General features: G+C 63.8%; 14 protein-coding genes. 1 reads left to right on the forward strand and 13 read right to left on the reverse strand.

Annotated features, from left to right (window positions below; translation table 11 throughout):
* Positions 1-7 precede the first annotated feature (7 nt).
* From MUG94_RS13585 to glmS, 3 genes are read right to left on the reverse strand one after another with little or no spacing between them, the layout of a single operon-like run.
* Complete coding sequence (locus MUG94_RS13585; protein WP_227906637.1) at positions 8-1,558, reverse strand: bifunctional ADP-dependent NAD(P)H-hydrate dehydratase/NAD(P)H-hydrate epimerase; 1,551 nt, start codon at positions 1,556-1,558, stop codon at positions 8-10.
* Positions 1,559-1,567: 9 nt separating this feature from the next.
* Complete coding sequence (locus tag MUG94_RS13590) at positions 1,568-1,918, reverse strand: holo-ACP synthase (RefSeq protein ID WP_227892303.1); 351 nt, start codon at positions 1,916-1,918, stop codon at positions 1,568-1,570.
* 3 nt (positions 1,919-1,921) lie between these two features.
* On the reverse strand, positions 1,922-3,817 hold the full coding sequence (gene glmS / locus MUG94_RS13595; RefSeq protein WP_227906639.1) for a glutamine--fructose-6-phosphate transaminase (isomerizing): 1,896 nt from the start codon (positions 3,815-3,817) through the stop codon (positions 1,922-1,924).
* 193 nt (positions 3,818-4,010) lie between these two features.
* On the opposite strand from glmS, the gene coaA reads away from it, so the two are divergent.
* Positions 4,011-4,988 carry a type I pantothenate kinase gene (coaA, locus tag MUG94_RS13600; RefSeq protein WP_227892383.1) on the forward strand — a complete coding sequence of 326 codons (978 nt, stop codon included), beginning with the start codon at positions 4,011-4,013 and terminating at the stop codon, positions 4,986-4,988.
* On the opposite strand, the gene glmM is transcribed toward coaA, so the two are convergent.
* The 10 genes from glmM to infA all read right to left on the reverse strand — a co-directional run bounded on the left by glmM (position 4,985) and on the right by infA (position 12,075).
* Positions 4,985-6,349, reverse strand: coding sequence for a phosphoglucosamine mutase (glmM, locus tag MUG94_RS13605; protein ID WP_227906641.1), 1,365 nt, complete (start codon positions 6,347-6,349; stop codon positions 4,985-4,987). The two genes, coaA and glmM, sit on opposite strands and share 4 nt — an antisense overlap.
* Before the next feature lie 288 nt (positions 6,350-6,637).
* Positions 6,638-7,135: a 30S ribosomal protein S9 gene (rpsI, locus tag MUG94_RS13610; RefSeq protein ID WP_227892306.1), complete on the reverse strand. Its 498-nt coding sequence runs from the start codon at positions 7,133-7,135 to the stop codon at positions 6,638-6,640.
* A gap of 41 nt (positions 7,136-7,176) precedes the next feature.
* Entirely contained in the window at positions 7,177-7,620 is a 444-nt protein-coding gene (gene rplM, locus MUG94_RS13615) for a 50S ribosomal protein L13 (protein WP_104052711.1), read from the reverse strand.
* A gap of 242 nt (positions 7,621-7,862) precedes the next feature.
* The gene (locus MUG94_RS13620; RefSeq protein ID WP_227906642.1) at positions 7,863-8,804 is read right to left on the reverse strand and encodes a tRNA pseudouridine synthase A; all 942 of its coding nucleotides are present in this window, start codon (positions 8,802-8,804) and stop codon (positions 7,863-7,865) included.
* 37 nt (positions 8,805-8,841) lie between these two features.
* Positions 8,842-9,384 carry a 50S ribosomal protein L17 gene (gene rplQ / locus MUG94_RS13625; RefSeq protein WP_104160437.1) on the reverse strand — a complete coding sequence of 181 codons (543 nt, stop codon included), beginning with the start codon at positions 9,382-9,384 and terminating at the stop codon, positions 8,842-8,844.
* Positions 9,385-9,450: 66 nt separating this feature from the next.
* Positions 9,451-10,461, reverse strand: a complete 1,011-nt coding sequence (locus tag MUG94_RS13630) for a DNA-directed RNA polymerase subunit alpha (RefSeq protein WP_104052714.1) — start codon at positions 10,459-10,461, stop codon at positions 9,451-9,453.
* Positions 10,462-10,648: 187 nt separating this feature from the next.
* On the reverse strand, positions 10,649-11,050 hold the full coding sequence (gene rpsK / locus MUG94_RS13635; RefSeq protein ID WP_104052715.1) for a 30S ribosomal protein S11: 402 nt from the start codon (positions 11,048-11,050) through the stop codon (positions 10,649-10,651).
* Between the two features lie 66 nt (positions 11,051-11,116).
* A complete protein-coding gene (gene rpsM, locus MUG94_RS13640) occupies positions 11,117-11,494 on the reverse strand; it encodes a 30S ribosomal protein S13 (RefSeq protein WP_104052716.1) in 378 nt (125 codons plus the stop codon).
* Between the two features lie 161 nt (positions 11,495-11,655).
* Positions 11,656-11,769, reverse strand: a complete 114-nt coding sequence (rpmJ, locus tag MUG94_RS13645; RefSeq protein ID WP_012397712.1) for a 50S ribosomal protein L36 — start codon at positions 11,767-11,769, stop codon at positions 11,656-11,658.
* A gap of 84 nt (positions 11,770-11,853) precedes the next feature.
* The gene (gene infA / locus MUG94_RS13650) at positions 11,854-12,075 is read right to left on the reverse strand and encodes a translation initiation factor IF-1 (RefSeq protein WP_055239372.1); all 222 of its coding nucleotides are present in this window, start codon (positions 12,073-12,075) and stop codon (positions 11,854-11,856) included.
* Positions 12,076-12,286 lie beyond the last annotated feature (211 nt).

Here is a 12,286-nt window from a genome sequence, read left to right on the forward strand (position 1 = left end):
CCAAGCATTAAACGGAGTCGATTACCACACCCTTTTTCAGCTCGCCGATCACGGTCCGGATGGCGGCCGGAAGCATTGAGGGTTCGACCGGCCCCGACTGTGCGGTGAGTGTTCCCGCCCTTCCATGGATGCTGGTTGCAGCTGCGGCCAGTTCGGCATAGTGGCCCGGCGCCGGCTCAGACGCGGTGTCCCGGCCGGACCGGTCGGTGGCCAGCAGGGAGCCCAGGATGCCTGAAAGCGTGTCCCCGGAACCGGCGGCGGCCAGCCAGGGAGTGGCCTCGGCCTGGCTGTAGGTTTCTCCCGTGGGTGCGGCGGTGATCGTGGCCCAGCCCTTGAGCAGCACGGTGGCTCCGGTCAGTTCTGCTGCGCGCCGGGCATATCGCAGCGGGTCGGCTTCAATTTGCTCCCGGGTGGCTGTTTCCCCCAGGCGGCCCAGGAGCGCCGTGAGCTCTCCGGCATGCGGGGTCAGGATCACCTGCGGTCCGAGGCCCGGTTCCACATGGGAAATGGCGTCCGCATCGATGACCGCGGGCAGTCCGGAAGCCATGGCCTCGAGCGCCCGGCGCCGCTGGTCTTCATCCGCTCCCGCTCCGGGGCCCGCCAGCCATGCCTGCACATGGACCAGGGATACGGTGCCGGTGGCGCAGACGGCTTCGGGATGGGAAGCATTGATCAACCGGCAGACGGATTCCGGGCCGAGGTAGCGGACCATGCCGACGCCGGTGGCCAGGGCCGCCCCAGTTGCCAGTACTGCGGCGCCGGGGTACGTTGCGGATCCCGCTGCTATGCCCAGAACCCCGCGGCTGTACTTCTGGTCCGTTTTCCGCGGAACCGGCAGCAGCTGCGCAACGTCGGCGGATTCGAGCCGGTAGAGGGCGGGCCCAGGAAGGGAACCCAGGCCAATGTCGATGCATTCAATGCGGCCCGCGGCCACCGCGCCGGGGCCGGCCATCAGTCCGGTTTTCACCGCCCCGAAGGTTACCGTGAGGTCCGCCGTGAAGTGCTCGCCGTCGGCCTGGCCCGTGTCTGCGTCCACACCGCTGGGGAGGTCGCAGGCAATCACCAGCGGCCGGCGGTCGATGCCGGATGCGCGGCCTGAGATGCGGCCGGTGAACGCCCGGGCCAGTTCCGCCGCGGGACCCCGCAGTCCGCCTTTGCCTCCTGTGCCCAGGATGCCGTCAATCACCAGATCGGACTCAGCACAAAGCCGTGCGCACTCGGCAACGGCCCGGGAAAGTTGGATGGTTCTGCCGCCGCGGGCGCGAAAGGCAGCCAAGGCTTCCGGATGGGGAGCCTCCGAGGTGAGGACAGCCGTGATTCCGGCGCCGCGGCCGGCCAGCCGCGCCCCGGCATAGAGGGCGTCACCGCCGTTGTTGCCGGATCCGGCCAGCACCGTGACGCGCGCTCCGTAGAGGGAACCGCGCCTGGCCAGCACCTCCCGGGCGCAGGCAGCGTACAGCCCGTACGCCGCCCGCTGCATCAGAGCGGGACCGAGGCCGGCGTCCAACAGCGGTTTTTCAGCGGCCCGCACAGCGGCGCCGGGGTAGGCACTGATCATGCCTACAGACTAACTCTCAGCAACCACCATGGCTGTGGCAACATCGCCGTCGTGGCTCAGCGACAGGTGCCAAACCCGCACGCCCTTGGCCTCGGCGGCCGCAGCCACCGTGCCCCGTACGCTCACGGCGGGGGCACCGGCGGCATCGAGATCCACCTGGCAGTCCTGCCAGTTCATCCCGGCCGGTGCTCCAAGGGCCTTGGCGACCGCTTCCTTGGCGGCGAAGCGCGCCGCCAGCGACCGCAGGTTCAGTTCGCGTTCGGCCGGGACAAACAGCCGGGCGCGCAGGCCCGGGGTCCGTTCCAGCTGGCGGCCGAAGCGCGGCACGTCCACAACGTCCACGCCGATGCCGATAATCACGGGTTATTCGACCGTGACGGACTTGGCGAGGTTGCGCGGCTGGTCAACGTCGTAGCCCTTGGCCGTGGCCAGGGCGCAGGCGAAGATCTGCAGCGGAACGGTGGTCAGCAGCGGCGCCAGCAGCGGCGGCGTCTCCGGCACATAGAAAACGTGCTCGGCGTACGCCTTCACGGCGTCGTCGCCCTCTTCGGCAATCACGATGGTCTTCGCGCCGCGGGCACGGATTTCCTGGATGTTGGAAACGACCTTGGCATGCAGCGAATCGCGGCCGCGCGGCGAGGGGACCACCACAAAGACCGGCTGGCCTTCTTCGATCAAGGCGATCGGGCCGTGCTTCAGCTCGCCTGCCGCGAAACCTTCAGCGTGGATGTACGCCAGTTCCTTCAGCTTCAGGGCACCTTCCATGGCCACCGGGAAGCCGACGTGGCGGCCCAGGAACAGCACCGACTTGGTGTCGGCCATGAGCTCGGCCAGTTCCTTGATCTGTCCTGAGTTGTCCAGCACCTGCTGGATCTTGGCGGGAACCTTGGCCAGGTCGGTCAGCAGGTCCTTGATCTCGCCCTGGAACTTGTCTCCGCGCAGCTGGGCAAGATACAGGCCCAGGAGATAGGCGGCGGTGATCTGCGCCAGGAAGGCTTTGGTGGAGGCGACGGCAATCTCGGGGCCGGCGTGCGTGTAAAGCACCGCATCGGACTCGCGCGGGATCGTAGAGCCGTTGGTGTTGCAGATGGCCAGCACCTTGGCGCCCTGCTCCTTGGCGTACCGCACGGCCATCAGCGTGTCCATGGTCTCGCCGGACTGGGAGATGGCCACGATGAGGGTGTGGTTGTCCACGATGGGATCGCGGTAGCGGAACTCGTGGCTGAGCTCCACCTCCACGGGGATCCGGCACCAGTGCTCAATGGCGTACTTGGCAACCTGGCCGGCGTACGCGGAGGTACCGCAGGCCAGCACCATGATCTTGTTGATGGCCTTGAGCTCTTCAGGATCGATGCGCAGCTCGTCCAGCGTCAGGCGGCCCTCGACATCGGAGCGGCCCAGGAGGGTGTCCCCCACAGCCTGCGGCTGATCGTTGATTTCCTTCTCCATGAAGGAGGGGTATCCGCCCTTTTCCGCGGCGGCGGCATCCCAGTTGACCTCGAATTCCGTGCCGGTGGCCGGGTTGCCGTAGAAGTCGGTGATTTCCACCGATTCCGGGGTGATGGTGACGATCTGGTCCTGTCCCAGTTCCACGGCACGGCGGGTGAAGTCGATGAAACCCGAAACGTCCGAGCCCAGGAAGTTTTCACCGTCACCGAGCCCAACGACGAGCGGGGAGTTGCGGCGCGCTGCGACAACGACGTCGGGCGAGTCAGCGTGGATGGCCAGAAGGGTGAAGGCACCTTCCAGACGGCGGCAGGCCAGCTGCATGGAAAGAGCCAGGTCTCCCCCGCCTTCACCGCGGTAAATGAGGGCCAGCAGCGCTGCAGCCACCTCGGTGTCGGTCTCGGAGAGGAAAACAGCTCCGGCATCGAGCAGTTCAGCCTTGAGTTCCGCGAAGTTCTCAATGATGCCGTTGTGGATCAGCGCTAGGCGGCCGTCATCAGCCAAGTGCGGGTGTGCGTTCTCATCGGTGGGTCCGCCGTGGGTTGCCCAGCGGGTGTGGCCGATGCCGGTGGTCGCCGCAGGCAGCGGTGCCGCTGCCAGTTCAGCGGTCAGGTTCGCAAGCTTGCCCGACTTTTTGCGGGAGTCGATCCCGTTGTCGGTCAGTACTGCCACACCGGCGGAATCGTAGCCGCGGTACTCCAGACGGCGCAGGCCTTCCATGACCACATCAAGGGCTCCGTGCCCATGGCTCTTGACCTGCTCTGCGGCGGCGGCACTGGGGCGGCGGCCTGCATATCCAACGATTCCACACATACGGCTAAGAGTACCGGGAAGTACGCCCACAACGCCAAAAACGGCTCAGGGCGCAGCGGCAGCGCGGCGGCTGCCCGGCGGCTGCCCGGCGGCACGGTCAACAGGGGCGGCACGGCCGCCCCGGACTCCGTTTTGGATTGGCTGCGCGGCAGGGCAGAATCATAAAGTGAGCGACCGTACATCAAACACAGGTCTGAATCCATCAACCAAGGGCTCTTCCGGGAACGGAGGAGACACCGGCTTCACGCCGTTCGTGGAACTGGACCGGCAGACTTGGTCCAGGCTTTCCAACGAGATCCGGTCGCCGTTGAACCAGGACGACATCCTGCGGCTGAGCGGTCTGGGCGAGAAACTCAACCTTGACGAAGTGCGCGAGGTATACCTGCCGCTGTCACGCCTGCTCAACCTCTACGTTGCAGCAGCCGGACGCCTGCACAGCGCCACCACCACCTTCCTGGGCGAAAAGACCACCCGGACTCCCTTTGTCATCGGGGTGGCCGGATCCGTGGCTGTTGGCAAGTCCACCACGGCACGCGTACTCCGGGAGATGCTTCGGCGCTGGCCGGACACACCGAATGTAGAGCTCATTACCACCGACGGTTTCCTGTACCCCAATGCTGAGCTCAAGAGGCGCGGGCTCATGGACCGCAAGGGTTTCCCCGAATCCTATGACCGGCGTGCGCTCCTGCGCTTTGTCAGCGCCATCAAGAGCGGGGCCGAGGAAGTGCGGGCACCGCGCTACTCACACCTGACCTACGACATCGTTCCGGGCGAGGAGATTGTTGTCCGCCGGCCGGACGTGCTGATTGTTGAGGGACTGAACGTTCTTGCACCGGCCCGGACACGTGCTGATGGCCGGGCAGGCCTTGCGCTGAGCGACTTTTTCGATTTCTCGATCTACGTCGACGCCCGGACTTCCTACATCGAAGAGTGGTACGTCCAGCGTTTCCAGTCTCTGCGCGGCGGAGCTTTTGCGGACCCGGAATCCTATTTCCACCGATACGCCGGTCTGACCGATGATGAGGCCCGGGCGACCGCCCTGGATATCTGGAAGCGGATCAACGAGCCGAACCTCATCACCAATGTGCTGCCAACGCGCGGACGCGCGCAGCTGGTGCTCACGAAGGATGCGGACCATTCGGTGACCCGCATGCTCCTGCGCAAGACCTAAGCGCGCGCGAACGGCTCCAGGGAGAGATTGTTCTCGACCGTTTCTGCGAGTTTGGCGGCAACTGAGGCGGCCGTTTCCATGTCGGCTGCTTCCACCATTACCCGTACCAGGGGCTCGGTGCCCGAGGGACGCAGCAGCACCCGGCCCGTTTCGCCAAGGACTGCCTGAGCGTCCACGATGGCCTGCCGAACCGTCTCGTTGCTGGACACGGCGGCTTTATCTACGCCCTTAACGTTGATCAGGACCTGGGGAAGCTTGGTCATGATGCCGGCAAGTTCCTTGAGCGTGCGGCCGGTCCGCTTTACCTGTGCGGCGAGCTGGAGGCCCGTCAGGACGCCGTCGCCCGTGGTTGCGTACTCGGAAAAGATAACGTGCCCGGACTGCTCGCCGCCCAGGCTGTAACCGCCGTCGCGCATGCCTTCCAGGACGTACCGGTCCCCCACGCCTGTCTCGCGGACGCTGATGCCTGCCTCACGCAGCGCAAGCTTCAGGCCAAGGTTGCTCATGACCGTCGCCACCAGGGTGTCATCCTTGAGCTTGCCCGCAGCCTTAAAGGCGACCGCCATGATGGCCATGATCTGGTCGCCGTCCACAACGATGCCCTCATGATCAACGGCAAGGCAGCGGTCTGCGTCGCCGTCGTGGGCAACGCCCAGATCCGCGCCGTGCTCCAGCACTGCCGCCTGAAGCTTCTCCAGGTGAGTGGACCCGCAGCCGTCGTTGATGTTGATGCCGTCGGGTTCGGCGCCGATAACAACCACTTCGGCGCCGGCGTCCGCAAAGACCTGCGGCGAGCAGCCGCTGGCGGCACCGTTGGCGCAGTCCAGCACCACCTTCAGGCCATCGAGCCGGTTTGGGAGTGTCTGCAGCAGGTGGATGACATAGCGGTCTTCGGCATCGGCGAAACGGTGGATACGCCCCACTTCGGCTCCGGTGGGACGCAGGTTCGGCTTGCCCATCTCGATTTCGATGGCGTCTTCGGCAGCGTCGTCGAGCTTCTGTCCGCCGCGTGCCAGGAACTTAATGCCGTTGTCCGGGGCCGCGTTGTGCGATGCGGAAATCATGACGCCAAAGTCTGCGTCCAGGTCTGCGATCAGGAAGGCAGCCGCCGGGGTGGGAAGCACACCGGCGTCAAAGACGTCCACGCCTGAGCTTGCCAGTCCGGCTTCCACTGCCGCCGAGATAAAGTCGCCGCTGATGCGCGGGTCCCGGGCCACTACCGCCACCGGCCGGCGCCCGCCCTCCACCCGCCTGTGCCCCAAAACGACGGCGGCCGCCTGTGCCAGGCCCAGGGCCACTTCGGCAGTGATCAGGCCATTGGCCAGGCCACGGACGCCGTCGGTTCCAAACAATCTAGTCATCGCACATAATCCTCAAGCAGGGGGCAGGGCAGGAGGCCTCCGTACAGGAGGCCCACTGGGCTATTGTGCCACTCCGCGGGCGTGCTCGACTAAGCAGGTACGCGTACATGGCAAGTAAGTAGGTGGTTTCCGCGTTGAAGATCACGCCGAAAACGACCAAAGGCCGCCCGCAGATGCGGACGGCCTTTGGAACAAACGCCTGTTAGCGCTTGTGGACCCAAGCGCCAAAAGACGCCGAGGGCCCCTGGCTGCTGACGCGCAGCGGCAGCAGCCAGGGTAGGCGCTTTTTTAGCGCTTGGAGTACTGCGGTGCCTTGCGGGCCTTCTTGAGACCGGCCTTCTTGCGCTCGATGACGCGTGCGTCACGAGTCAGGAAGCCAGCCTTCTTCAGGGTCGCGCGGTTGTTGTCGCGGTCGATCTCGTTCAGCGAGCGGGCTACGCCAAGGCGCAGTGCGCCGGCCTGGCCGGAGGCGCCGCCGCCGTGGATGCGGGCGATAACGTCGTAGGCGCCGTCGAGATCAAGGATCTTGAACGGTTCGTTGACGTCCTGCTGGTGCAGCTTGTTCGGGAAGTAAGCGGCCAGGTCGCGGCCGTTTACCAGCCACTTGCCGGAACCGGGAACAACGCGCACGCGGGCAATAGCCTGCTTGCGGCGGCCGACAGCCGAACCGGCGACGGTCAGTGCCGGGCGTTCCTTGACGGCAGCCTCAGCTGCGTCAGGGGTTTCCGAGGTGTAGCTGGAAAGCTCCTCGGTTGTTTCATTGAGCTCTTCAGTGTTCTGAGCCACGATTCTCCTTGAATTAATTCTTTAGTTAGGCGGGGCCAGAACTACTGGGCGACCTGGGTGATTTCGAAGGTCTTGGGCTGCTGGGCTCCATGCGGGTGCTCTGCACCGCGGTAGACCTTGAGCTTGCTGATCTGCTGGGCAGCCAGGGAGTTCTTGGGCAGCATGCCGCGGATGGCCTTCTCAACTGCACGTACCGGATTCGACTCCAGCAGTTCTGCGTAGTTGACGGAGGACAGGCCGCCCGGGTAACCCGAGTGGCGGTAGGCACGCTTCTGTTCGAGCTTGGCGCCGGTGAGGGCAACCTTCTCAGCGTTGATGATGATGACGAAATCGCCCATATCCATGTGGGGAGCGAAGGTCGGCTTGTGCTTTCCGCGCAGCAGTGTTGCGGTCTGGCTGGCAAGACGGCCTAGGACAACGTCGGTGGCGTCAATGACGTGCCACTGGCGGTTGATGTCGCCGGGCTTCGGGGTGTACGTACGCACGGTGTTTGCCTTCGTTTCTTCTTCTTAGGTGGCGCGGCTCATATGGATGCCATATGTGCCACAGCTTCTCTATGCGTTTACCGGATGGTCAGGTGAGGACTGATGTAACCAGTGGTCCTGATGTACTCGGCTATTTCCCCGGGGCCAGGTGGCTCTGCAACTGAGCCGCTCCCGTGGGCATAGACCTATCGAGGTAGGACACGCACAACGACTATAAACAATAGCTTGCTTCCTGGGCCAGGTCAAAAGCTAGGGGCGGTGCGCTTGGCACGTGTGTTCTCGGCCCGCCGCTCCATTTCCCCGTCCGGCGGATACCGAACTTCTTCGAGGATGAGCGGATGCGGCGAGGCCAGCAGCGAGTCGGAGTCCCTGACCCTTGCCTGGAGTCTGGTGCCCAGCCATTCGGGGGTCCGCTCCCCCGCTCCCACGAGGATAGCCCCGCCCACGAGGGACCGGACCATGTTGTGGCAGAAGGCATCAGCACGCAGATGCGCCTCGATCACGCCGTCCGGCCGCCGGAGGAAGGAAAACTCCTGAAGCTCCCGGACCGTGGTGGCACCGGTGCGTGGTTTGCAGAAGGAAAGGAAGTCCTTCACTCCCAGAACCGCATCGGCAGCGGAATTCATCCGGTGCACGTCGAGGGCGAAGTCATGCCACAGGGTTACCCCCCTGGTCAACGGATCCCGGCTGGCTTCCCGGTCTGCGATTCGGTAGCTGTAGCGCCGCCAAAGGGCGGAAAACCGCGCATCGAAGCCGGAGGGTGCCAAGGAAGCCGAATGGACCGTAATGGCCCCCTCCATGGCGTGGATGACCCGCTTCGGGGCTTTCGCCTTGCGCAGGGGCATGGTGAGGTCCTTGTTCAGGATTCCCCGCATGCGCCGGATCAGTGCCTCTTCCGGCGTGAGTGCGGCTCCGCGTGACAATCCGTTCCATTCCGGACCCGTCAGGTCGAAATGGACCACCTGGCCGCGGGCATGGACGCCGGAATCCGTCCGGCCGGCGACCGTCAGCCGCACGGGCCGCCTAATCAGGACTTCCAGGGCCGCCTCGAGGCTGCCCTGGATCGTGGGCAGATCATCCTGGCATGCCCAGCCGTAGAACGGAGCCCCGTCGTAGGACAGATCCATCCGGACACGAAAAAGCCCGCCGTCCGGTGAAGGTACGGCGGGCCTCTCGTTACTCATGCCCTCAATATTAAGGGACTAAGTGCAGAAGAGAAAATTACTTCTTCTCTTCGGTTTCCACTGCTTCGTCAGCGGAATCAGCCGAGTCGGCAGACTCAGCGGAATCGGCGGACTCAGCGGAGTCGGCCGATTCGGCGGACTCTGCAGATTCAGCGGACTCGACCGGAGCGGAAACAGCGGCAGCGGTCTCAGCCTCGGCCACTACGGCCTGCTTGGCGGAGAGCGGTTCAAGAACCAGCTCGATGACAGCCATGGGAGCGTTGTCGCCCTTGCGGTTGCCAATCTTGGTGATGCGGGTGTAGCCGCCGTCGCGCTTCTCGACTGCCGGAGCAATGTCGGTGAAGAGCTCGTGGACAATACCCTTGTCCGAGATCAGGCCCAGGACGCGGCGGCGGGAAGACAGGTCTCCGCGCTTTGCGAACGTGATCAGACGCTCGGCGTAGGGACGCAGGCGCTTGGCCTTCGTCACCGTGGTGGTGATCTGCTTGTGCTCGAACAGCTGGGCAGCCAGGTTCGCCAGCATCAGGCGCTGGTGGGCCGGGCTGCCTCCGAGGCGCTTACCCTTGGTGGGTGTAGGCATTACATTTTCTCCTCAAACGGTGCCGCACGGAGCTCTTATGGCCCGGACGGCAATATTTTGCGTGTGTTAGAGCTCGTCGTCCGAGTATTCGGACTCGTCCTCTTCAATAGCTGCGGCACGGGCGGCCAGATCAAACCCGGGAGGGGAATCCTTCAGGGACAGACCCAGCTCGACCAGCTTTGCCTTTACCTCATCAATGGACTTTGCACCGAAGTTGCGAATGTCCATCAGGTCAGCCTCGGAGCGGGCAACGAGTTCACCCACAGTGTGGATGCCTTCACGCTTGAGGCAGTTGTAGGAACGCACGGTCAGCTCAAGGTCTTCGATCGGCAGAGCCATGTCGGCGGCCAGTGCGGCATCCGTGGGGCTCGGGCCGATTTCAATACCTTCAGCAGCGCTGTTCAGTTCACGGGCCAGGCCGAACAGTTCAACCAGGGTGGTACCGGCAGAGGCGACGGCGTCGCGCGGTGCAATGGCATCCTTGGTTTCAACGTCAACGATCAGGCGATCGAAGTCGGTGCGCTGTTCAACACGGGTGGCCTCCACGCGGAAGGTCACCTTCAGAACCGGCGAGTAGATGGAGTCAACCGGGATACGGCCGATCTCCTGGTCACCGGACTTGTTCTGGCTGGCGGAAACGTAGCCGCGTCCGCGTTCGATGGTGAGTTCGAGTTCGAACTTGCCCTTCGAATTCAGAGTGGCAATGTGCAGATCCGGGTTGTGGAACTCCACGCCGGCCGGCGGAGCAATGTCCGCAGCCGTCACGACGCCGGGACCCTGCTTGCGCAGGTAGGCGACAACGGGCTCGTCGTGCTCGGAGGAGACCGACAGGTTCTTGACGTTCAGGATGATCTCGGTGACATCTTCCTTCACGCCCGGAACCGTGGTGAACTCGTGCAGCACGCCGTCGATCCGAATGCTGGTTACTGCAGCACCGGGGATCGAGGACAGGAGCGTACGACGGAGGGAGTTACCCAGGGTGTAGCCGAAACCGGGTTCCAGCGGCTCGATGATGAACCGTGAACGGTTGTCGGCTACGACTTCTTCGGTGAGGGTGGGGCGCTGTGCAATGAGCACTTGCATTTCCTTTCAGCGAGCGTCCGCTATATGACGCAACACAAATGGTGGAAACGACGACGACGGGTCTTCCGCGGGCGTCTTGGACGGCTTAACAGCCACGTGCCCGGAGCCGGAGGCGTCCGATGGGCGGCCCGCCCCAAAGGGTGGACCGCCCGCCGGATATTACCGGAACCGCAAGTGCTGCTTAGACGCGGCGGCGCTTCGGGGGACGGCAGCCGTTGTGCGCGCTCGGGGTGACATCCGAAATGGAGCCAACCTCCAGGCCGGTGGCCTGGAGCGAGCGGATAGCGGTTTCGCGGCCGGATCCCGGACCCTTAACGAAGACGTCGACCTTGCGGACGCCGTGCTCCTGGGCGCGCTTTGCAGCAGCTTCGGCAGCCATCTGTGCAGCGAACGGGGTGGACTTGCGAGAGCCCTTGAAGCCAACCTCACCGGCGGAAGCCCATGAGATAACAGCACCGGACGGGTCCGTGATGGACACGATGGTGTTGTTGAACGTGCTCTTGATATGCGCCTGGCCCAGCGCGATATTCTTCTTATCCTTGCGACGCGGTTTGCGGACCGCTCCACGAGTCTTCGGGGGCATTGCTTCTCCTACAAAGAGTTTGGTTTTGGTGGCCCGCTAAGGGGCCGTGGCCTCACACCGCCAGGTTTAGCGGGCGGCCTTCTTCTTACCGGCAACCGTACGCTTCGGGCCCTTGCGGGTGCGAGCGTTGGTCTTCGTGCGCTGGCCGTGAACGGGCATGCCACGACGGTGGCGGATACCCTGGTAGCTGCCGATTTCAACCTTGCGGCGAATGTCAGCGGCTACCTCGCGGCGGAGGTCACCCTCAACCTTGAAGTTGCCCTCGATGTAGTCACGCAGCTGAACGAGTTCAGCATCCGTGAGGTCCTTGACGCGAGTGTCCGGGCTGATGCCGGTCTCTGCCAGGGTCTGGTCTGCACGGGTCTTGCCCACGCCGTAGATATAGGTAAGCGCAATCACTACCCGCTTTTCGCGGGGAATGTCAACGCCAGCGAGACGTGCCATATCGGCGGTTCTCCTCTTGTTTCACCGGAGGTCTGAAGCAGTGCGTCCCTGTTGCCAGGTCCCCGGCCTCCGTGCCGGGGGTATGCGTTACGCGTATCAACGCTGCACTGCCATATTCAAAGTACTACTACTACGCGTGGGCCGTCCCTGAGAGCAGGAAATTAGCCCTGGCGCTGCTTGTGGCGCGGGTTCTCGCAGATCACCATGACTCGACCATTACGGCGAATCACCTTGCACTTATCGCAGATCTGCTTGACGCTCGGCTGGACCTTCATGGTTATCCTTTGCGTGGTTGCAGGGTTTGGCCGCTGGCGGCGGGCATTCCAACTGTCCGGAACGCCTGCTGTCTGCGGCGGTTTTTACTTGTAGCGGTAGACGATACGGCCCCGGGTGAGGTCGTACGGGCTAAGTTCCACCACAACGCGGTCTCCGGGGAGGATGCGAATGTAGTGTTGACGCATCTTTCCCGAGATGTGTGCGAGCACAATGTGGCCGTTGGCCAGCTCAACGCGGAACATCGCGTTGGGCAGGGCTTCGTTGACCGAGCCCTCAATCTCAATGACGCCGTCTTTCTTGGCCATATCCTCCGCTAACGTCTGTGTCCGTGCGCATACACGCAGGACGGTTTATGTCTTTGGTTCCCTCACCGGTGCTTCCTGCCCCGCCAACTGGCGGAGTCCGCGTCACAGACAGTTTGAGACTGCCTGTGTGCTCAGAAAAGGGCACGAAGGTAGAGACAACCAACAGATAACTCTACTCGACAAGGCGGATTAAGTTAAATCCCCTGCCGGC

Origin of the sequence: Arthrobacter gengyunqii (assembly GCF_023022985.1) — a bacterium.
Taxonomy (GTDB): domain Bacteria; phylum Actinomycetota; class Actinomycetes; order Actinomycetales; family Micrococcaceae; genus Arthrobacter_B; species Arthrobacter_B gengyunqii.

What these genes read in the sequence shown, in the direction of transcription:
- glmS (WP_227906639.1), bottom strand. Translation starts at nt 3,817, where the DNA reads ATGTGTGGAATCGTTGGATATGCAGGCCGCCGCCCCAGTGCCGCCGCC.
- MUG94_RS13620 (WP_227906642.1), bottom strand. Translation starts at nt 8,804, where the DNA reads ATGAGTAACGAGAGGCCCGCCGTACCTTCACCGGACGGCGGGCTTTTT.
- rpsM (WP_104052716.1), bottom strand. Translation starts at nt 11,494, where the DNA reads ATGGCACGTCTCGCTGGCGTTGACATTCCCCGCGAAAAGCGGGTAGTG.
- rplQ (WP_104160437.1), bottom strand. Translation starts at nt 9,384, where the DNA reads ATGCCTACACCCACCAAGGGTAAGCGCCTCGGAGGCAGCCCGGCCCAC.
- rpmJ (WP_012397712.1), bottom strand. Translation starts at nt 11,769, where the DNA reads ATGAAGGTCCAGCCGAGCGTCAAGCAGATCTGCGATAAGTGCAAGGTG.
- rpsK (WP_104052715.1), bottom strand. Translation starts at nt 11,050, where the DNA reads ATGCCCCCGAAGACTCGTGGAGCGGTCCGCAAACCGCGTCGCAAGGAT.
- infA (WP_055239372.1), bottom strand. Translation starts at nt 12,075, where the DNA reads ATGGCCAAGAAAGACGGCGTCATTGAGATTGAGGGCTCGGTCAACGAA.
- glmM (WP_227906641.1), bottom strand. Translation starts at nt 6,349, where the DNA reads ATGACTAGATTGTTTGGAACCGACGGCGTCCGTGGCCTGGCCAATGGC.
- MUG94_RS13585 (WP_227906637.1), bottom strand. Translation starts at nt 1,558, where the DNA reads ATGATCAGTGCCTACCCCGGCGCCGCTGTGCGGGCCGCTGAAAAACCG.